The sequence below is a fragment of the Pseudomonas sp. PNPG3 genome (genome assembly GCF_023093815.1).
GTDB lineage: Bacteria > Pseudomonadota > Gammaproteobacteria > Pseudomonadales > Pseudomonadaceae > Aquipseudomonas > Aquipseudomonas asiatica.
In genome coordinates this window covers 24545-44189 of record NZ_JALLKV010000006.1, presented here as the reverse complement: position 1 = coordinate 44189, position 19645 = coordinate 24545, and the positions used below count along the sequence as shown (strand labels likewise).

Genomic DNA, 19645 nt, shown 5'->3' with positions numbered 1-19645 from the left:
TCGCTGGTCATGTGCCCGGGAACCTGTGCACCATGACGCGCGTGCAATCCACAACAGGGGATATCCCACTTATGCAACGTTTTCTTAGCATCGCTCTGGCGCTCTGCGTCGGCCTGACGCTGAGCCTGGACGCCAACGCCAAGCGTTTTGGCGGCGGCAAGAGCTCGGGCTCCGCGCCTATTCACCAGACCCGCCAGGCCACGCCAACCACGCCTGCCGCCGCGCCGACCGCACCTGGCCGTGCCGCTCCGGCCGCCAGCGGTGCTTCGCGCTGGCTGGGCCCTCTGGCCGGCCTCGCCGCCGGTGGCCTGCTGGCTTCCATGTTCATGGGCGACGGTTTCGAAGGCTTCCAGATCATGGACTTCCTGATCGTGGCGCTCATCGCCTTCCTGGTGTTCCGTTTCATCGCCGCGCGCCGTCGCCAGCAGCAGCCGCAAATGGCCATGCCGGGCCATGCGCCGATGCAGCGTGAAGCTCACGCGCAGCCTGCCCAGCCGTCGATCTTCGGTGGTTCGGCCGCACCTGCTGCCGCAGCCGCCCCGGTGATCAACGCCCCGGCCTGGTTCAACGAGCAGAACTTCCTGGCTGCTGCCCGTAACCACTTCCAGGCGCTGCAGCAGCACTGGGACGCCAACGAGATGGACAAGATCGCCGAGTTCGTCACCCCGCAGATGCTCGAGTTCCTCAAGCGCGAGCGCGCCGAACTGGGTGATGGCTTCCAGTCCACCTACATCGACAACCTCGAGGTGCAGCTGGACGGTGTCGACGACCGCGCCGACCGTACCGACGCCACCCTGACCTTCCGTGGCGTGTCGAAAAACTCGCGCTTCGACCAGGGCGAAGTGTTCAGCGAAAGCTGGCACATGGTTCGCGCCCAGGGCGAAAACCAGCCTTGGCTGGTGGCCGGTATCCGTCAAAACGGCTAACCGCTGCGTGCTGCACAAAAAACCCCGGGCCTGTCCCGGGGTTTTTGCTTTTGCCAGAGTGGCCTACTAGGGTATAACGCGCAGCGTTGTCATCTAGGTCAGAGGAAGTGAACCGTGGAAGAAGTGATCGAACAACTCCGTGAAGCCAACGAGCCAGTGCCGGTGCCCCTTGAGCTTCCCGACGAGGACCTGCTGGTCGAAATCGAAGAAGAGCTGTTCATCAACATTCCGTTCGTGTTCAAAGAGTTCCTGCTGACCGTCAGTGACGTGGTGTATGGCTCACTGGAGCCGGTGACCGTTACCGACCCACAGTCACATACCTACCTGCCCGACGTCGCCGCCAACGCCTGGGATGCCGGCGTACCGCGTGACCTGATTCCACTGTGCCAGGACGGCGACAACTACTACTGCGTCGAAGAGGATGGCACCGTGGTGCTGTGGGATGCTGAAGAGGAAATCGTCGGTGAAGACAGCTGGGAATCGGTTTGGCACTGGGCGCGGGATGTCTGGCTGGAGAGCTGATTTCGATCTCTGATCTGGTGCTGCTTGTGCCGGCCTCTTCGCGGGTAAACCCGCTCCCACAGGTATTGCACAGGTGCTGATCATTGTGCAGTACCTGTGGGAGCGGGTTTACCCGCGAAGAGGCCGGCCCAAAAATGGGAAATTTATGGCCTAGTGCCACCGGTATAGTTAATATCGCCAGGCTTTCTGCGCCTGGCGACATCGCTACCGCTCCATCCCCTCGGACGACGGTGAAATCTTGCGCAGGGAGCATTGCCCTCTTCAGTGCGTATTCTCGCGGCTGTTCTCCAGCGTCTCCAGCAAGGCAATCTGCATGCGCGTATGCACGCGGATAAACCAGCGCCACAGCAAGGCCACCACCACCGCAGCCACCACGGCGATCACCAGCAGCAGCTCGCTGGTCGGCAGAATGCTCGCCGACAGCGCCGACAGCAGCAGGAAAATCACCAGCAGCGACAACAACGGGATCACCTCGGCAATAACTCGGCGCACGCGCTGAGTATGCCGTCCGGCCGTTTCCGGTTTGACGCCCATCTCCGCCAACAGCATCGACAGCGCCTTGAGCTTTCGATAGGCGGCAATCAGGAATGGCAGCGACAGCAATAGCGCTGCGCCCCAGATCAGCGCTTTCTGTTGGCTGGTATCGCTGACCCACTCGCTGAGCCAGTTGCCGATCCGCTCGGCGAAATAGCCCCCACTGAAGAAGATGGCGATCACCAGCGCCAGGTTCACCCCAACCTGCAACAGGATGCGCCGGATCATCGCCGCGAGCATGGCGCTCTCGCCTTGCGGCTGGATGCTCCGCAACCATTCGCCATACAACGACAACACCCGCGCCAGGCGGCTGGGCACCACCTTGCCCAGCTTGAGCGACAGCGGGTCGGCGGCACGGATCAGGTAGGGTGTCAGCAGCGTCGTGATTGCCGATACCGCCACAGCCACCGGGTAGAGGAAGTCGCTGGTCACCTGCAGAGTCATGCCCAGCGCGGCGATGATGAAGGAAAACTCGCCAATCTGCGAAAGCCCCATGCCCACCCGCAGCGATGTACGCCCGTCATTTCCGGCAATGAACGCGCCCATGCCACACGACAACATCTTGCCCAACACCACCGCCAGGGTAATGACCACGATTGGCCAGGCGTAGTCGATCAGCACCTGGGGGTCGATCATCAGGCCGATGGCGACGAAGAAGATGGCGCTGAACAGGTCGCGTACCGGTTCGATCAGGCTCTCGATCTTCAGCAACTGGCGCGATTCGGCCATGATCGCGCCAATCAGGAAGGCGCCAAGCACCATGCTGTACTCGAGCTTCACCACCAGCAGGCAGAAGCCGAAGCACAGGCCCAATACGGTTATCAGCAGCATCTCGTTGCTTTCGAACTTGGCCACGTAGGCCAGCAGGCGCGGCACCAGCAAGATACCGATGACCAGCGCGACGATCATGAACAGCGACAGCTTGCCGACCGTGGAGAACACCTCGCCCGAGCTGACCGTACCGCTGACGGCGATGCCCGACAGCAGGGCGATGATGCCGATACCGAGGATGTCCTCGACGATCAGCACGCCGAATATCAGCTGGGCGAAACGCTCGTTCTTCATCTTCAGGTCGTTGAGCGCCTTGACGATGATGGTGGTCGAGGAAATCGCCAGGATGGCGCCGAGGAACAGCGAATCCATGGTGTTCCAGCCGAACCAGCGGCCGATCTCGAAGCCGATCCAGATCATCAGCACGATTTCCAGGAACGCCGCGATAAACGCCGTGGCGCCTACCTTGAACAGCTTGCGCAGGCTGAATTCAAGACCCAGGCAGAACATCAGGAAGATCACCCCCAGCTCGGCGAGGGTCTTGATGGTGTCTTCATCGTGGATCAGGCCGAACGGTGGGGTGTGCGGGCCGATGATGAAGCCGGCGACGATGTAGCCCAGCACCACAGGCTGCTTGAGGCGGTGAAAGAGAATGGTGACCACGCCAGCAACCAGCATGATGACTGCCAGGTCCTGGATGAAGCTGATGGCATGCATGGCGTGATACTCCTTTTCTCGTCCGTTGCTGGATGCCTGGGCAGACCGCTCCTCTGCCAAGGCAACCCTGAGCGAGCAGCAAGTACATACTGTTTTGAATGCAGGAAAAGCCCATGTTGCATGGTTGCAGTCAGGTTAACATCGCACCCCGCCGCAAAGAGGCGGTGCAATATGCAGAAACAGATCGACTGGAAAAGCGCCGCTGATGGCATGATCGGCGTGACGATGGAGCGTCAGCCAACGTCCCGTACCAGGAAGGCAAATTCAAAAGAGGGGAACAGAAGTGTCTGCAGATAATGCCCCCCATTCGCCCGATTCCGCGCAACCTCACCGTGAGCACCCTATGGAACCTGGAAACGCCCAGCTGAGCATGACCGTCCTGATGACCCCGGACATGGCCAACTTTTCTGGCAACGTACATGGCGGCACCCTGCTCAAGTACCTCGACGAAGTGGCCTATGCGTGCGCCAGCCGCTATGCCGGCAGCTATGTAGTCACCCTGTCGGTCGACCAGGTGATCTTCCGTGAGCCGGTGCACGTGGGTGAACTTGTAACCTTCCTGGCGTCGGTCAACTACACCGGCAACACCTCGATGGAGGTGGGCATCAAGGTGGTGACCGAGAACATCCGAGAGCGCTCGGTGCGCCATTCCAACAGCTGCTTCTTCACCATGGTAGCGGTCGACGACAACCGTCGCCCGGTGCAGGTGCCGCCGCGCCAGCCGCAAAGCAGTGAAGAAAAGCGCCGCTTCCTGCAGGGCCAGCAGCGCCGTCAGATCCGCCAGGAGCTGGAAAAGCGCTACCAGGACCTGAAAACCGACGCGATTTAAAGCGCCAGCAGCTGTGCCTCGAAGCGCACCCTTGGGTGCGCAATGCGGTCCTGGGCCCGCACCAGCTGCAGTTCATAGCTGGAGCAGGCCTGAGTTTCCAGCAGCACTTCGTGTACGGCCGCAGCAGTGAATTCGAACGCCTGCACCCAACTGTCGCCGAGCAGGACGCGGGCCAGGAACAGGCCTGAGGTCAGGTCACCCACCCCTACCGGCTGCCGCGGGAACGCCAGCAGCGGGCGGCGCAGGTGCCAGCTCTGCTCGGCGGTCACCAGCAGCATCTCGAACTGGTCCTCGGCGCGCCCGGGGTAAGCAAGGTGCTTGACCAGCACCACCTGCGGCCCGCGCTGCAACAGGCTGCGCGCCATGTTCACGCAGTCCTCCAGCGACTGCGCTCGGCGGCCACAGAAGCTGTCCAGCTCCAGCTGGTTGGGGCACAGGATATCGGCCCTGGTAGCCGCCTCATCGAGCAGGAACTCGCTCACTTCCGCTGGCACGATACAGCCCTTCTCAGGGTGCCCCATGACCGGGTCGCAAAGGTACAAAGCCTTTGGGTTGACTGCCTTGATCCGCTCGACGCCAGCCAGAATCGCCCGGCCTTGTTCGGCACTGCCCAGGTAACCGGACAACACCGCATCGCAATGGCCCAGCTCGCCGATGTTGGAAATGCCTTCCACCAACGCGGGAATTTGCGCGGGGGCAAGCACTTCACCCGCCCACTGGCCATACTGTGTGTGATTGGAGAACTGCACGGTATTGAGCGGCCACACATTGACCCCGATACGCTGCATGGGAAACACCGCGGCGCTGTTGCCGGCGTGGCCGAACACCACGTGAGACTGGATGGCGAGCAGGTGCGGGGTACGTTTCATGCGGGAGGTTTCCAAAGCTGTTTCAGGGATTGTGCGCAACGCAGTATGAACTCGATTGCCACCTGTACGACAGGCCAGGGACGCAGTTAAGCTGGATCGACCTGTTTGGAGCATACGCAAATGTTGACCCTGGAAAACCTCTTCGTCCTGATGCTGGTCGCCACGGCAGGCGCCTGGTTGTGGCACAACCACGGGTTGCGCGAGAAAGCCCTGGAACGGGTCAAACAGCATTGCGCCAAGCTCGACCTCGAACTGCTCGACGACGCGGTCGCACTCAAGCGCATCGCCTTTGTCCGTGACGCCAACGGCCGCAAGCGCCTGGCGCGCGTCTACGCCTTCGAATTCACCGTCACGGGCGAACAGCGCCACCCCGGTACCGTGACCCAGTTCGGCGCCCACAGCGTGCAGATCGAACTAGCGCCCTACCCGTTCGAGATCAAGACCCCGCCGCGCGCCGACAACGTCATCGAGATGCAGCAGTGGCGCCAGGAGCACAACCGCTGGCGCAACTGATCAGCTGACACGACATTCGCTCAACCCGGCCTGCAGCGCGGATTGCGATTGCGGCTGGTCGAAAATCAGCTCGATACGCGTATCCCTGCGCCAGTCGCTGGGCTGCCAGGCGGGCATGTCCCCATTCAGGCCATTGAATGATTGCCAGCCCTCCACGCTGTGGATAACCCCTTTGGCACGCCGCCACGGCCAAGCCCGCAAGAACGCCTGCAACCGCTGTGGATAAAACTGCTGCCCAGGGTGCCAGCGCCAGCCGATGCTCCAACCTCCCTCTCCCTGCTGGGCAAGACAGATCGGCTGCCCGGGGTCTGCCCATAGCGCTGTCGGTGGATTCACAAGATTGTCGACAATCCTGTTATCCACAAGCGAGCTGTCGACAATGCCATGGGGTACAGCCGGAAGGTCCGACAAGGGCAGCCCACCTTGGACGGTCCAGAATATTTTCTTTTTATAAAATTTATTAGTTATCAACAATTTAGCGCTTTCATCCACAGCCTCTGATTTGTTCAAGACAACGCTTTCAGCAGCATCGAACGCCTGCTGTTGATCCTCCTGAAGCTGCTCGTTCCGGACCATCGACTGCGCGTCCACGACCATCAGCAATGGCTGTATTGTCAGCACTCCAGCCCAAGGGGCTTTTTGCAACTGAGCGAGTAACTGCAAGGGATGACCCAGCCCGGACGGCTCGATGAACAGCCTGTCAGGGCGGGATTTGCGCAGCAGTCGGCCCAGGCCCACCTGGAACGGCATGCCATTGACGCAGCACAGGCAGCCACCTGCGACTTCGCCGATGGCGATGCCGTCTTCGTCACGGCTGAGCAAGGCCGCATCCAGGCCTACCAGGCCGAATTCGTTGATCAATACTGCCCAGCGCTCATTGGCCGGGCGTTGGGCCAGCAGGTGACGGATCAGGGTAGTCTTGCCGGCCCCCAGCGGGCCGGCAATCACGTGGGTGGGAATGTTCTGCAGCATGGGCGGCTTCGGGCGATGGCGATGCCTCACTATGCGCCGTCAGGCCAGCCAGTCAAGACTGAGCAGCAGGCGCCCCTGCTGCCCCGATGGCGACCGATGCACCAGGCCCGCACCTTCGTTGCCCTGCCACTTTTCACCTTTGAGCACCGCCACATCGCCAGCTTGCAAGTACTGAACGTTATCCACAGGAAGTATTGCTGTGTGTAAGTTGCCACGAGGGCTCGCGTCCTCTTTCAACCACTCGCTACCTGGGCCTGCGTAGGTAGTGAGCAGACGCAGCGGAACGTTATCCACATGGAAGCGCGGGCACATCGGGCCTGTCAGTACCCGCAGGCGCAAACCTACCCGCTGCGCACCCACCAGGCAGGTATAGGCCGCCACCAGCCAGGCCACATCCGCCACGAATGCCTCATAGCCGTGCAAGTCGGCCGCTTCGCGCAAGAGTTCGGTGAAAACCGGCATGTTCTGCTCATCCACATCGATGACGCGCTGGTCTGCCAAGGGCTGGCCGAGGCTGACCACCAGCGCGGCAAAGTCCTCCAGTTGTGGTGGCAAACGTCGCCGCCATACTGCCAGGTTTACGCCATCCTGCAGCACATCGGTCAGCACCTGCGGTGTCTCGCCAAATACCTGGAAAATATCCACAGGCTTGGATGCAGGGTTCATGCTGCGGCCTCCTCATGCCATGGACCGAACGGATCGGGCAGGCGCAACCAGCCCATGTGCCCCAATTCCATTTCTTGATCGGTCAAAAGGCATGCATCGAGTGCTGTGGATAATTCTTCGAAGTCAATATTCTGCCCGATGAACACCAGTTCCTGGCGGCAGTCACCGCTCTCGGCAACCCAGTTCTTCAAGATCGCGATTGTGTTATCCACATCCTGTGGCCACTGCTCGCGCGGCACGAAACGCCACCAGCGGCCCGCCAAGCCATGGCGCATCATGCCGCCTGCCTGCGACCAGCTTCCGGCTTCCTGGTATTTGCTGGCCAGCCAGAAAAAACCTTTCGAACGCAGCAGGCGCCCATTGCTCCATGGCTTGTGGATAAAGTCGAAAAAGCGCTGTGGATGAAAGGGGCGCCGGGCCTGCCAGGTGGTGGCGGCAATGCCATACTCTTCGGTTTCCGGCACATGCTCGCCGCGCAACTCTTGCAGCCAGCCCGGTGCCTGGGCGGCCTGGTCGAAGTCGAACAGGCCGGTGTCGAGGATGCGGTCCAGCGGTACCTGGCCCATGACCATGGGCACGATCCGCGCCCGGGCATTGAGGCTGCGCAGAATGGCCATGAGCTCTTCGCGCTCGTGCTGGCTGATCAGGTCGATCTTGCTCAGCAACAGTACATCGGCGAACTCGACCTGCTCGATCAGCAAGTCACTGATTGAGCGCTCGTCCTCCTCACCCAGGGTTTCGCCACGGCTGGCCAGGCTGTCTGCTGCCTGGTAATCACGCAGGAAGTTCAGGCCATCGACCACAGTGACCATGGTGTCCAGGCGCGCCATGTCGGACAGGCTACGGCCCTGTTCGTCGCGGAAGGTGAAGGTCTCGGCCACAGGCAGTGGCTCCGAGATCCCCGTGGACTCGATCAGCAAATAATCGAAACGCCCTTCTTCAGCCAGCCGCGCCACTTCCTCGAGCAGGTCTTCACGCAGCGTGCAGCAGATGCAGCCATTGCTCATCTCCACCAGCTTCTCCTCGGCACGATTGAGGCTTACGTTGCGCTGCACCTCGCTCGCATCGATGTTGATTTCGCTCATGTCATTGACGATGACCGCGACTCGCAGGTTGTCGCGGTTACGCAGCACATGGTTGAGCAAGGTGCTCTTGCCGGCGCCAAGGAAGCCGGATAGCACGGTGACAGGGAGACGGTTGGACATGGCGAAACCTCTTCAGGCGAGCGCATTCGAAACGATGCATTGCACAATGTTATAAAGTAACAATACAATTTCGCCAAGCCGTTCGTGACGAACGAATGCCCACCGGGAGGAAAAGTGAACCCGCCACGTGCCAGGGTGCCCTCCTGGCATTGCAGCTTGATCGGTGATGGCCGCTGATCTCCCTTTTGTTTGGAATACCAGATGACTCAGCTCAAGCTCCCCGACATTGCCGCACAAACCCATGAATACGCCTTACCTTTGAACTGGGTGGGTATGTGCGGGATCGCCCAACCTGTACAGTTCGAGGGGCGCACAGCAGCTGCCACGGTCGATGCCGGCGTTAGCCTGGTAGACGGCAGCTCACGCGGTATCCATATGTCGCGGCTTTATCTCGCCCTAGAGTCGTTGGAACATCAGCCTCTGACGCCGCTCACCATCCGCCAGCTGCTGGGTAACTTCCTCAGCAGCCACGAAGGCCTTTCTTCCGCCGCCTATCTGCGTTTGCGCTTCGAGCATCTACTGAAAAGGCCTGCGTTGATCAGCCCGTTGGAGGGTTGGAAAAGCTATGCGGTCACAGTCGATGCAAGGATCGAAAATGAAATGTTCCACGTGGAACTATCCGTTTCTGTCCCTTACTCCTCGACCTGCCCATGCTCGGCTGCACTTGCACGGCAACTGATTCAGCAGCAGTTCCAGGCGCATTTCAGTACAGAGCAGGTCGACAAATCTGCAGTGCTGCAGTGGCTTGGCAGCGCCGAAGGCATCGTAGCGACGCCCCATAGCCAACGTAGCAGCGCGCTAATCCAGGTAAGGCTGCGCAGCAATCAGCAGGTTCTGCCAATCACCGAGTTGATCGACTGCATAGAAGCAAGCCTGGGGACAGCGGTGCAGACCGCAGTTAAGCGCGCAGACGAACAAGCCTTTGCCTTGGCCAACGGCCAGAACCTGATGTTCTGCGAAGACGCCGCACGACGCCTGCACAAGGCGCTAAGGCAAATAGAATGGAGCACGGCCTTCAAGCTGCGCGTGGAACATGCAGAAAGCCTGCATGCCCACGACGCTGTCGCAACCAGCCAGTGGCAATGGGATGTCAGCTGCGCGGCTTGACCGAGCCGCAGTCATTGCCCAACCACACGGCACGGGTGTTCATGCTGCCTTGCTGCTGTACACCCGAGGCGTTGAATGTACCGTTGACCTGGGTGGTGAATTCCCGGTCACTGAGGAAAGTCGCCTGGCCACTGCCCTGCGCTTTGGGGCAGCTGAACTGGAACTTCCATACATTGCCGGTGCGGTCGGTTATCTTTTGGGTACAACCTGACTTCGGGTCCTGCAGAGGGATATCGTTGGTTGCCACCTGTTCTGGCGTCAGGCACGAGCGCACCCCCTTACCCCCAACAGTCACTCCCTGCTTGGCCAGCACCCCTTCCATCATCGCGCGCTGCTCTGGCGGCAGGTTCTTCAACTGGCCGAGCATGAACTCCATATCGGGTAACGGCTTGCCATCGACCTGCATGTTGCTAGTGGTCAGCTCCCACAAACCTGGCTGTAGCATCTGAGCATGCACCAGCGGGCTGCTCACACCTAGGGCCAACGCCAACAGTGGCAGACGAATCTTCATGGACGAACGCTCCTGGAAAAAGCCGGCCAAGTGGGCCGGGCTGAGCCTTAGACGCCAAATCCACCTGCAGGTTGCAAGGCGGACCGGGAACGTGTTCTGTTACTCAAGTGTACTCGGCAAGCAGGATGCATATGGACTACCACAGCCCCTACTTCTTCGGTTACCTACTCGGCCTGGTTCACCTGCTGGGTATCGTCGCCGCACTGCACGCACTGTTCACCGTGCGCACTGCCCAAGGCGCAATCGCCTGGGCCATGCCGTTGTTCTTCATCCCTTACCTCACCCTGATCCCTTACCTGATTTTTGGTGCGCGCTCGTTCTATGCCTACATCAAGGCCCGGCGCCAGGCCAACCAGGAAATGCATGTGGCCATGGCCAACCTCAACTGGCGGCCTTGGGTAGAAGAAGCCCTCACGGCCCGCGAGTCGGAAAGCTATGCGGCGTTGCGCGCCATGCCCAAGCTCGGGCGCATGCCTTGCCTTGCCAATAACGAGGTGAAGCTGCTGATCGATGGCAAAGCAACATTCGATGCAATATTTGCCGCCATCGAAAAAGCCCGCGACGTGGTGTTGGTGCAGTTCTTCATCATCCATGACGACAATCTTGGCAAAGCGTTGCAGCAACTGCTGCTGCGCAAGGCCGCCGAGGGGGTGCGGGTGTTCGTGCTGTATGACCGTGTCGGCAGCCATGCCTTGCCGGCAAGCTACAGCCAGTTGATGCGCGACGGTGGTGTACAGATTCATGCCTTTGCAACCCGTCGGGGCTGGTTCAACCGCTTCCAGGTTAACTTCCGTAACCACCGCAAAATCGTGGTGGTGGATGGCTTGCTCGGTTTTATCGGCGGGCACAACGTGGGCGATGAGTACCTCGGTGGCCACCCGCAGCTTTCACCTTGGCGCGACACCCACGTGCAGATCAGCGGGCCGGTGCTGGCCTGCCTGCAGGAGTCGTTCGCCGAGGACTGGTACTGGGCCACGCGCCAGCTACCGCCGCTGATTCTGCCGGACGCCTACCCTGACAACGGCGTGCTGTGCCAAGCCTTGGCCAGCGGCCCGGCCGATCCACAGGAAACCTGCTCGCTGTTCTTCCTTGAGGCGATCCATTCAGCCACCCGGCGCGTGTGGATCACCAGCCCGTACTTCATCCCCGACGAGGCGGTGTTCGCCGCGTTGCGTTTGGCAGTACTGCGTGGGGTCGATGTGCGAGTGCTGATTCCGTCACGCCCAGACCATCGCATCGTCTATGCCGCCTCCAGCCTTTTCGCCTTCGAAGCGGTACGTGCGGGTGTACGCATGTTCCGCTACCAACCGGGCTTCCTGCATCAGAAGGTGGTGCTGGTGGATGACGATGTCAGCGCGATCGGCAGTGCCAACCTGGACAACCGCTCGTTCCGCCTGAACTTCGAAATCACCCTGCTCACGGTCGACCGCGGCTTCGCTGACCAGGTCGAGAAAATGCTGAGCAATGACTTTGAACAGGCACGGGAAATTACTGCGGAGGACAGCCGCGATACTCATCGGCTGCAGCAACTGGGGATGCGGATTGCTCGGCTGATTTCGCCGATTCTCTGAAGCGTAAGCGCCCCTCTCTGGGTATCGCACACCTTGTGGGAGCGGGTTTACCCGCGAAGACGTCAGTGGCTGTACCGACGCATTCGCGGGTAAACCCGCTCCCACAGAGTATGGTGTCGCGCTTGCGTACTTTTTAGCAATTCAACGATATAGGTCTTCACGCGTCCAGGGCAGATCATGGTGCCCATCGGGGTAGGGTTTAACTGCCAGAATCTGATGCAGGTTGATCCAGCCTTTCTGGAAGGCATAAGCACACCCGGCCAGGTACAGCCGCCAGATGCGCAAGGTCTTCTCGGGCACCAGCGCCGCCGCCTTGTGCAGCTGGTTCTCCAAGTTCTCGCTCCAGTGGTGCAAGGTCTTGGCGTAGTGCAAACGCAGGCTTTCCACGTCTACCACTTCCAGCCCCGCTTCACAGATGCTGGCACTGATCATCGACAGGTGCGGCAGCTCGCCATGGGGGAAGACGTAGCGATCGATGAACTCGCCAGCGCCACGCCCGACCGGGCGACCATCCACATGCTTGGCGGTGATACCGTGATTCATCACCAGCCCCCCTTCCCTCACGGCACCGAACAGCTTCTGGCTATACAGCGCCAGGTTGGCATGCCCGACATGCTCGAACATGCCAACGCTGACAACCTTGTCGAAGCGGCCGTCCTGAGGCAGGTCGCGGTAGTCGAGAATCTGCAGGTCGACCTTGTCGGCCAAACCCTCTGCCTTCACCCGCTCGCGACCGAGCTTGAGCTGCTCCTTGCTCAAGGTGATACCAAACACCTTGGCGCCATATTCGCGAGCAGCGAAACGCGCCAGCCCACCCCAGCCGCAGCCAACGTCGAGCAGGTAATCACCTGCTTCCAGGCGTAGCTTGCGGCACAGATGATCGAATTTGTCCTGCTGTGCCTGATCCAGCGTGTTGTCCGGCTCACGGAAGTAGGCGCACGAGTAGGCCATGTCCTGATCCAGCCATAGCTGGTAGAACGCGTTTGAAACATCGTAATGGTAGGAAATCGCTTCGGCGTCGGTGCTCTTGTCGTGGGCCTGACGCTGCGGTGGGGTGTCGTCTTCGTCGGTCAGTAGCGCTTCGCTCAGCTCATCGCATACGCGGATGGCTTCACCAATATCGCCCTCCAGCTCCAGCTTGCCTTCGACGAATGCCGTGCCCAGTTGGTCCATGCTCGGGTGGCTCAACTGGCTGATCAGCTGTGGCTCCTTGACCAGGATAGTGACCTGCGGGCTAGGCCCCAGATCGAACTGGTTACCGTCCCACAGTTTCAGCCGCAGCGGCAGATGCAGGCTCTGCAGTGCCGGTGGAAGTTGCGCAAGCATGAACGACCCTCCTGTCCGTATTTGGCCACGACGCCTGATATTTCGAACGTCGCCGGATCAGAGTAGTTCATTCGTGGGATGTTTCCTCTAAACGAGACCATGGTCTAGAACCAACTAATCTTATGCACATCGCGGATTGTATACAATTCTTGCATCTCAGCTTAACCTTGTGCACCTCTTGCGCTTCTTCATCCTGGAGTTGAACCCATGAAATCCTATGACGTGGTGATCATCGGCGGTGGCCCTGGCGGCTACAACGCAGCCATTCGCGCCGGCCAACTAGGCCTGAGCGTAGCCTGCGTGGAAGGCCGCTCGACCTTGGGCGGCACCTGCCTGAACGTGGGCTGCATGCCCTCCAAGGCACTGTTGCATGCTTCCGAGCTGTACGAAGCCGCCAGTGGTGACGAGTTCGCCCACCTCGGTATCGAAGTCAAACCTACCCTCAACCTCGCCCAGATGATGAAACAGAAGGACGAGAGCGTGACCGGCCTGACCAAGGGCATCGAGTACTTGTTCCGCAAGAACAAGGTCGACTGGATCAAGGGCTGGGGTCGCCTGGATGGCGTCGGCAAGGTCGTGGTCAAGGCTGAGGATGGCAGCGAAACCGCACTGCAGGCCAAAGACATCGTCATTGCCACCGGCTCCGAGCCTACGCCCCTGCCGGGCGTGACCATCGACAACCAGCGCATCATCGACTCCACCGGCGCGCTGTCGCTGCCACAGGTGCCCAAGCATTTGGTCGTCATCGGAGCTGGCGTGATCGGCCTCGAGCTGGGTTCGGTATGGCGCCGCCTGGGCAGCCAGGTCACGGTCATCGAATACCTCGACCGCATCTGTCCGGGCACCGACGAAGAAACCGCCAAGACCCTGCAGAAGGCCTTGGCCAAACAAGGCATGGTGTTCAAGCTGGGTAGCAAGGTGACCCAGGCGAACGCCAGCGCCGATGGCGTGAACCTGACCCTGGAGCCAGCAGCTGGCGGCACCGCAGAAACGCTGCAGGCTGACTATGTACTGGTCGCCATCGGCCGACGCGCCTATACCAAAGGGCTGAACCTGGAAAGCGTGGGCCTGGAAACCGACAAGCGCGGCATGCTCGGCAATGACCACCACCGCACTTCCGTGCCGGGTATCTGGGTGATTGGCGACGTCACCTCCGGCCCGATGCTGGCGCACAAAGCCGAAGACGAAGCGGTGGCCTGCATCGAACGCATCGCCGGCAAGCCCCACGAGGTCAACTACAACCTTATTCCTGGCGTGATCTACACCCGCCCGGAGCTGGCCACCGTGGGCAAGACCGAAGAGCAGCTCAAGGCCGAAGGGCGTGCTTATAAAGTAGGCAAGTTCCCGTTCACGGCCAACAGCCGGGCCAAGATCAACCACGAAACCGAAGGCTTCGCCAAGGTCATCGCCGATGCCGAGACCGACGAAGTGCTGGGGGTGCACCTGGTAGGCCCAAGTGTCAGCGAGATGATCGGTGAGTTCTGCGTGGCCATGGAGTTCTCGGCCTCGGCGGAAGACATCGCCCTCACCTGCCACCCCCACCCGACCCGCTCCGAGGCCTTGCGCCAGGCAGCGATGAATGTGGACGGGATGGCGATGCAGATATGATGTGAGATAGCCGGGGGCTGCTTTGCAGCCCATCACGACACAAGGCCGCTCCTACAGGAGAACGCAATTTCCTGTAGGAGCGGCCTTGTGTCGCGACGGGGCGCAAAGCGCCCCTGGCTTCTGGCTTACTCGACCGTAACCGACTTGGCCAGGTTACGCGGCTGGTCCACGTCGGTGCCCTTGAGCACGGCCACGTAGTAAGACAGCAGCTGCAGCGGGATGGTATACAGGATCGGCGCCAGGGCGTCGGCGATGTGCGGCACCTTGATCACGTGGGTACCTTCGCCATTTGTCATGCCGGCCTGCTCGTCGGCAAACACTACCAGCTCGCCACCACGGGCGCGTACTTCCTGCAGGTTGGACTTCAGCTTCTCCAGCAGTTCGTTGTTCGGCGCAACGGTTACCACTGGCATGTCGTTGTCCACCAGAGCCAGCGGGCCGTGCTTCAGCTCGCCTGCCGGGTAGGCTTCGGCGTGGATGTAGGAGATTTCCTTGAGCTTGAGCGCACCTTCCATCGCCACCGGGTACTGCGCACCACGACCGAGGAACAGGGTGTGGTGCTTGTCGGCGAACAGCTCGGCGATTTTCTCGACGGTGGCGTCCATGGCCAGGGCTTCGCCCAGGCGGGCCGGCAGGCGGCGCAGTTCTTCGACCAGCTCGGCTTCAACGCCGGCTTCCAGGGTACCGCGCACCTGGCCCAGGGCCAAGGTCAGCAGCATCAGCGAAACCAGTTGGGTGGTGAAGGCTTTGGTCGAGGCTACGCCGATTTCCGGGCCGGCCAGGGTCAACAGGGTCAGGTCCGACTCACGCACCAGCGAGCTGATACCGACGTTGCAGATCGCCAGGCTGCCGAGAAAGCCCAGCTCCTTGGCGTTGCGCAGTGCGGCCAGGGTGTCGGCGGTTTCGCCAGACTGCGAGATGGAGACGAACAGAGTGTCCGGCTGCACCACCACCTTGCGGTAACGGAACTCGCTGGCTACTTCGACCTGGCACGGGATCCCGGCCAGACTTTCCAGCCAGTAACGGGCGACCATGCCGGCGTGGTAGCTGGTACCACAGGCAACGATCTGCACGTTGCGCACCTTGGCGAACAGTTCCGCAGCCTGCGGACCGAAGGCCTGGACCATCACATTGTCTTTGCCCAGGCGGCCTTCCAGGGTGCGCTGCACCACGCTTGGCTGCTCGTGAATTTCCTTGAGCATGAAGTGGCGGTAGGTACCTTTGTCGGCAGCTTCGGCACCTTCGTGGTACTGCACGGTTTCGCGCTGAACCTTGTGGCCATCCTGGTCCCAGATGGAGACCTGGTCAAGGCGGATTTCGGCGATGTCGCCTTCTTCCAGGTACATGAAGCGGTCGGTGACCTGGCGCAGGGCCAGCTGGTCGGACGCCAGGAAGTTCTCGCCCAGGCCCAGGCCGATGACCAGCGGGCTGCCACTACGTGCGGCTACCAGGCGGTCAGGCTGCTTGGCGCTGATCAGCGCCAGGCCATAAGCGCCATGCAGGCGCTTCACCGCAGCCTTCAAGGCATCGGTCAGGTCCGGAATGCTCTTCAAGGTGTGGTGGATCAGGTGGACGATGACTTCGGTATCGGTCTGCGAAGTGAAGACATAGCCAAGGCCCTTCAGCTCTTCGCGCAGTTCTTCGTGGTTCTCGATGATGCCGTTGTGCACCACGGCCACTTCATTGCCCGAGAAGTGCGGGTGGGCGTTGCCCTCGGTCGGCGCACCGTGGGTGGCCCAGCGAGTGTGGGCGATACCCAGCTGGCCGGCCAGTGGCTCGGCAGCAACAGCGGCTTCCAGTTCACTGACCTTGCCGATACGGCGACGGCGCTGCAGTTCACCGTTCTGGGTGAGGACGGCCAGGCCGGCGCTGTCGTACCCGCGGTACTCAAGACGCTTGAGGCCTTCGATCAGGATGGCTGTGATGTTGCGCTCGGCGACGGCACCAACGATTCCACACATGGTTTATTGCTCCTGGCTGATCGCGGCGCAGATCAGGTTGATGCCGCGGGCTTGAATTTGTTCGCGTGCCGCTGCGGGCAGGCGTTCGTCAGTAATAAGGGTGTGCACGCTGCCCCAGGGCAGCTCGAGGTTGGGGATCTTGCGCCCTACCTTGTCCGATTCGACCATCACGATCACTTCACGGGCGACTTCGGCCATGACCCGGCTTAGGCCGAGAAGTTCGTTGAAGGTGGTGGTGCCGCGGCCGAGGTCGATACCGTCGGCGCCTATGAACAGTTGGTCGAAATCGTAGGAGCGCAGCACCTGCTCAGCCACCTGGCCCTGGAACGACTCGGAATGCGGGTCCCAGGTGCCACCGGTCATCAGCAGCACCGGCTCGTGTTCAAGGTCGCAGATGGCGCGGGCCACGTTCATCGAATTGGTCATCACCACCAGGCCAGGATGGCGGCCCAGTTCAGGGATCATGGCTGCCGTGGTGCTGCCGCTGTCGATAATGATCCGCGCATGTTCGCGGATACGCGCCACAGCAGCGCGGGCGATGGCCTTTTTATAGGAAGACACCGGCTGGGCAGGTTCACCGAGCAGCTCTTGAGGCACCGGGACCGCGCCACCATAACGTCGTAGCAACAGGCCATTGGTTTCCAGGGCAGCGAGGTCCTTGCGGATGGTGACCTCCGAGGTAGCGAAACGCTTGGCCAACGCGTCCACACTCACCTCGCCCTGCTCGCTGAGCAACGCCAGGATGTTGTGCCGCCGCTGCGGGGTATTTCGTTTCGACATGAGCGCTTAAGTTTCGATTCGAAAGATAATGATGGCAATCAAAACCTAAGATGAGCGATTCGTCAAGTCGTCACTGCCCTGTGGATAGATTCTCCCGGCACTCGCCATGCCCTTGTGGGAGCGGCCTTGTGTCGCGAAAGGGCCGCAAAGCGGTCCCAATGATTTCAAAGGTAACGCGAATATTGCCGGGCCTGCTTCGCAGCCCTTTCGCGACACAAGGCCGCTCCCACAAGTAACACCAAACGACCAAGAAAAAAGCCGACTTATTCACATAAGTCGGCTTTCGATCGAAACAGCTGTGTATAACTCAGCTCTTCTTGATCTTCTCCGGACGCTTCCAACCCGAGATGTTGCGCTGACGTGCACGAGCCACCGCCAGGTCGCCTGCCTCCACGGTCTGGGTGATGGTCGAGCCGGCAGCAGTGGTCGCACCAGCCTTGATTTCTACAGGCGCTACCAACGAGTTGTTCGAGCCGATGAACACGTCCTCGCCCATTACGGTCTTGAACTTGTTGGCGCCATCGTAGTTGCAAGTGATGGTGCCGGCGCCGATGTTGGTGCGTGCACCGATTTCGGCATCGCCCAGGTAGGTCAGGTGACCTGCCTTGGCGCCTTCCCCGAGGTGGGCGTTTTTCAGTTCGACGAAGTTACCCACATGGGCCTTGGCGTCCAGCACGCTACCCGGGCGCAGGCGGGCGAACGGGCCGGCATCGCTGCCCTCGCCCATCACGGTACCTTCGAGGTGGCTGTTGGCCTTGACCACTGCACCTTTGCGCAGGGTGGTGTTCTTGATCACACAGTTCGGGCCGATCTGCACATCGTCCTCGATGACCACCTTGCCTTCGAGAATCACGTTGATATCGATCAGCACGTCACGGCCAACGGTCACTTCACCGCGGACATCGAAGCGCGCCGGGTCGCGCAGGGTCACACCCTGGGCCATCAGGCGACGACCTTCGCGCAACTGGTAGTGGCGCTCCAGTTCGGACAGCTGGCGACGGTCGTTGGCGCCCTGCACTTCCATCGGGTCGTGCGGCTGTTCAGTAGCCACCATCAGGCCATCGGCCACAGCCATGGCGATGACGTCGGTCAGGTAATACTCGCCCTGAGCGTTGTTGTTCGACAGGCGGCCCATCCAGTCGGCCAGGCGCGCGGCTGGCAGGGCCAGAATACCGGTGTTGCCTTCCTTGATTGCTTTCTGCTCATCGTTGGCGTCCTTGTGCTCAACGATGGCGGTCACCTTGCCCTGCTCGTCACGCACGATGCGGCCATAGCCGGTCGGGTCGTCGAGGGTCACCGTGAGCAGGCCCAGCTGCTGCTCGTTGGCCTTCGCCAGCAGACGCTGCAGGGTTTCCACTTCAATCAACGGCACATCACCGTACAGCACCAGCACGGTTTCGGCGGTCAAGGCCGGCAATGCCTGGGCAACCGCATGGCCGGTACCCAGCTGCTTGTCCTGCATGACGAAGTTCAGGTCGTCGGCGGCCAGGCGCTCGCGAACCAGCTCGGCACCATGGCCAATGACCACATGAATACCTTGCGGCTGCAGCTGGCGCGCGCTGTGGATAACATGGCCGAGCATGGAGTTGCCGGCAACCGGGTGCAGCACCTTGGGCAGCGCCGAGCGCATGCGGGTGCCTTGGCCGGCGGCGAGAATAACGATATCGAGTGACATTACTGGCTACCAATCCTGGGTGGTCAGTGAAATGACCGGGGGGGAGAAATCAGAAAAGAAAAAGGGTAGCCGAGGCTACCCTTTTACTCAATCGCAACAGAAGTTATCAGCCGAGGGCCGATTACTTGCCTCTGCGCATTTGCTGGACGGTACGCAGCTGAGCTGCGGCCTCGGCCAGACGTGCGGCGGCGGCGCCGTAGTCGAAGTCCGCGCCTTTCAGATTCAGGGCGTTCTCGGCAGCCTTGAGGGCTTCCTGAGCCTGAGCTTCATCCAGGTCTGCAGCACGTTGCACGGTATCGGCAAGCACCTTGACCATGTTCGGCTGAACCTCGAGGAAACCACCAGAGATGTAGAACACCTCTTGGGCGCCACCCTGCTTGGTCAGCGTGATCGGACCAGGCTTGAGATTGGTGATCAGCGGCGCGTGACCCGGAGCGATACCAAGATCACCTAGGTTACCGTGCGCAACTACCATCTCGACCAGGCCGGAGAAGATCTCTCCTTCCGCGCTGACGATATCGCAATGGACTGTCATAGCCATCTGCTTGCCTCAACCTGATAGCGCCCCTTGCGGGGCGCAGG

General features: G+C 60.8%; 18 protein-coding genes. 7 read left to right on the top strand and 11 right to left on the bottom strand.

The window, feature by feature from the left end; genetic code table 11:
- Positions 1–71 precede the first annotated feature (71 nt).
- Both MJ643_RS06395 and MJ643_RS06390 read left to right on the top strand, forming a co-directional pair.
- A complete protein-coding gene (locus MJ643_RS06395) occupies positions 72–926 on the top strand; it encodes a TIM44-like domain-containing protein (protein ID WP_013974842.1) in 855 nt (284 codons plus the stop codon).
- Positions 927–1040: 114 nt separating this feature from the next.
- Complete coding sequence (locus MJ643_RS06390; protein ID WP_013974843.1) at positions 1041–1448, top strand: SMI1/KNR4 family protein; 408 nt, start codon at positions 1041–1043, stop codon at positions 1446–1448.
- 261 nt (positions 1449–1709) lie between these two features.
- Here MJ643_RS06390 and MJ643_RS06385 read toward each other — a convergent pair whose 3' ends face one another.
- The gene (locus tag MJ643_RS06385) at positions 1710–3470 is read right to left on the bottom strand and encodes a cation:proton antiporter (RefSeq protein ID WP_013974844.1); all 1761 of its coding nucleotides are present in this window, start codon (positions 3468–3470) and stop codon (positions 1710–1712) included.
- Between the two features lie 343 nt (positions 3471–3813).
- Between MJ643_RS06385 and MJ643_RS06380 the strand changes: the two genes are divergently transcribed.
- A complete protein-coding gene (locus MJ643_RS06380; protein WP_003260046.1) occupies positions 3814–4299 on the top strand; it encodes an acyl-CoA thioesterase in 486 nt (161 codons plus the stop codon).
- On the opposite strand, the gene pdxY is transcribed toward MJ643_RS06380, so the two are convergent.
- Positions 4296–5168 (bottom strand): pyridoxal kinase PdxY, encoded by an 873-nt coding sequence (gene pdxY / locus MJ643_RS06375; RefSeq protein ID WP_013974845.1) that lies wholly within the window; start codon positions 5166–5168, stop codon positions 4296–4298. The genes MJ643_RS06380 and pdxY overlap by 4 nt on opposite strands.
- Before the next feature lie 120 nt (positions 5169–5288).
- Here pdxY and MJ643_RS06370 point away from each other — a divergent pair, with 120 nt between their 5' ends.
- Positions 5289–5681 (top strand): DUF3301 domain-containing protein, encoded by a 393-nt coding sequence (locus MJ643_RS06370; RefSeq protein ID WP_013974846.1) that lies wholly within the window; start codon positions 5289–5291, stop codon positions 5679–5681.
- Here the strand turns inward: MJ643_RS06370 and MJ643_RS06365 are convergent, their stop codons facing one another.
- Genes MJ643_RS06365 through zigA form a run of 3 tightly spaced genes read right to left on the bottom strand, consistent with a single transcriptional unit; the run spans position 5682 to position 8524 of the window.
- Complete coding sequence (locus MJ643_RS06365; protein ID WP_013974847.1) at positions 5682–6653, bottom strand: GTP-binding protein; 972 nt, start codon at positions 6651–6653, stop codon at positions 5682–5684.
- A 39-nt stretch (positions 6654–6692) separates the two neighbouring features.
- A complete protein-coding gene (locus tag MJ643_RS06360) occupies positions 6693–7319 on the bottom strand; it encodes a DUF1826 domain-containing protein (protein WP_196184624.1) in 627 nt (208 codons plus the stop codon).
- Positions 7316–8524 carry a zinc metallochaperone GTPase ZigA gene (zigA, locus tag MJ643_RS06355; RefSeq protein WP_013974849.1) on the bottom strand — a complete coding sequence of 403 codons (1209 nt, stop codon included), beginning with the start codon at positions 8522–8524 and terminating at the stop codon, positions 7316–7318. Before zigA ends, MJ643_RS06360 begins: the two co-directional genes overlap by 4 nt.
- Before the next feature lie 201 nt (positions 8525–8725).
- Here zigA and folE2 point away from each other — a divergent pair, with 201 nt between their 5' ends.
- Entirely contained in the window at positions 8726–9631 is a 906-nt protein-coding gene (gene folE2, locus MJ643_RS06350; RefSeq protein WP_024087926.1) for a GTP cyclohydrolase FolE2, read from the top strand.
- On the opposite strand, the gene MJ643_RS06345 is transcribed toward folE2, so the two are convergent.
- Positions 9615–10142, bottom strand: coding sequence for a DUF3617 domain-containing protein (locus tag MJ643_RS06345; RefSeq protein ID WP_015272374.1), 528 nt, complete (start codon positions 10140–10142; stop codon positions 9615–9617). The two genes, folE2 and MJ643_RS06345, sit on opposite strands and share 17 nt — an antisense overlap.
- A gap of 131 nt (positions 10143–10273) precedes the next feature.
- Here MJ643_RS06345 and cls point away from each other — a divergent pair, with 131 nt between their 5' ends.
- Complete coding sequence (cls, locus tag MJ643_RS06340) at positions 10274–11713, top strand: cardiolipin synthase (RefSeq protein ID WP_013974852.1); 1440 nt, start codon at positions 10274–10276, stop codon at positions 11711–11713.
- A 141-nt stretch (positions 11714–11854) separates the two neighbouring features.
- Here the strand turns inward: cls and cfaB are convergent, their stop codons facing one another.
- Positions 11855–13039: a C17 cyclopropane fatty acid synthase CfaB gene (gene cfaB, locus MJ643_RS06335; protein WP_013974853.1), complete on the bottom strand. Its 1185-nt coding sequence runs from the start codon at positions 13037–13039 to the stop codon at positions 11855–11857.
- Between the two features lie 207 nt (positions 13040–13246).
- Here cfaB and lpdA point away from each other — a divergent pair, with 207 nt between their 5' ends.
- Positions 13247–14647 (top strand): dihydrolipoyl dehydrogenase, encoded by a 1401-nt coding sequence (lpdA, locus tag MJ643_RS06330; protein ID WP_013974854.1) that lies wholly within the window; start codon positions 13247–13249, stop codon positions 14645–14647.
- Between the two features lie 125 nt (positions 14648–14772).
- On the opposite strand, the gene glmS is transcribed toward lpdA, so the two are convergent.
- The 4 genes from glmS to MJ643_RS06310 all read right to left on the bottom strand — a co-directional run bounded on the left by glmS (position 14773) and on the right by MJ643_RS06310 (position 19604).
- Entirely contained in the window at positions 14773–16608 is a 1836-nt protein-coding gene (gene glmS, locus MJ643_RS06325) for a glutamine--fructose-6-phosphate transaminase (isomerizing) (protein ID WP_208209236.1), read from the bottom strand.
- A gap of 3 nt (positions 16609–16611) precedes the next feature.
- Positions 16612–17388: a DeoR family transcriptional regulator gene (locus MJ643_RS06320; protein WP_015268400.1), complete on the bottom strand. Its 777-nt coding sequence runs from the start codon at positions 17386–17388 to the stop codon at positions 16612–16614.
- Between the two features lie 307 nt (positions 17389–17695).
- Complete coding sequence (gene glmU, locus MJ643_RS06315) at positions 17696–19063, bottom strand: bifunctional UDP-N-acetylglucosamine diphosphorylase/glucosamine-1-phosphate N-acetyltransferase GlmU (protein ID WP_013974902.1); 1368 nt, start codon at positions 19061–19063, stop codon at positions 17696–17698.
- A gap of 121 nt (positions 19064–19184) precedes the next feature.
- Positions 19185–19604 (bottom strand): F0F1 ATP synthase subunit epsilon, encoded by a 420-nt coding sequence (locus MJ643_RS06310; protein WP_003260039.1) that lies wholly within the window; start codon positions 19602–19604, stop codon positions 19185–19187.
- Positions 19605–19645: the final 41 nt, after the last annotated feature.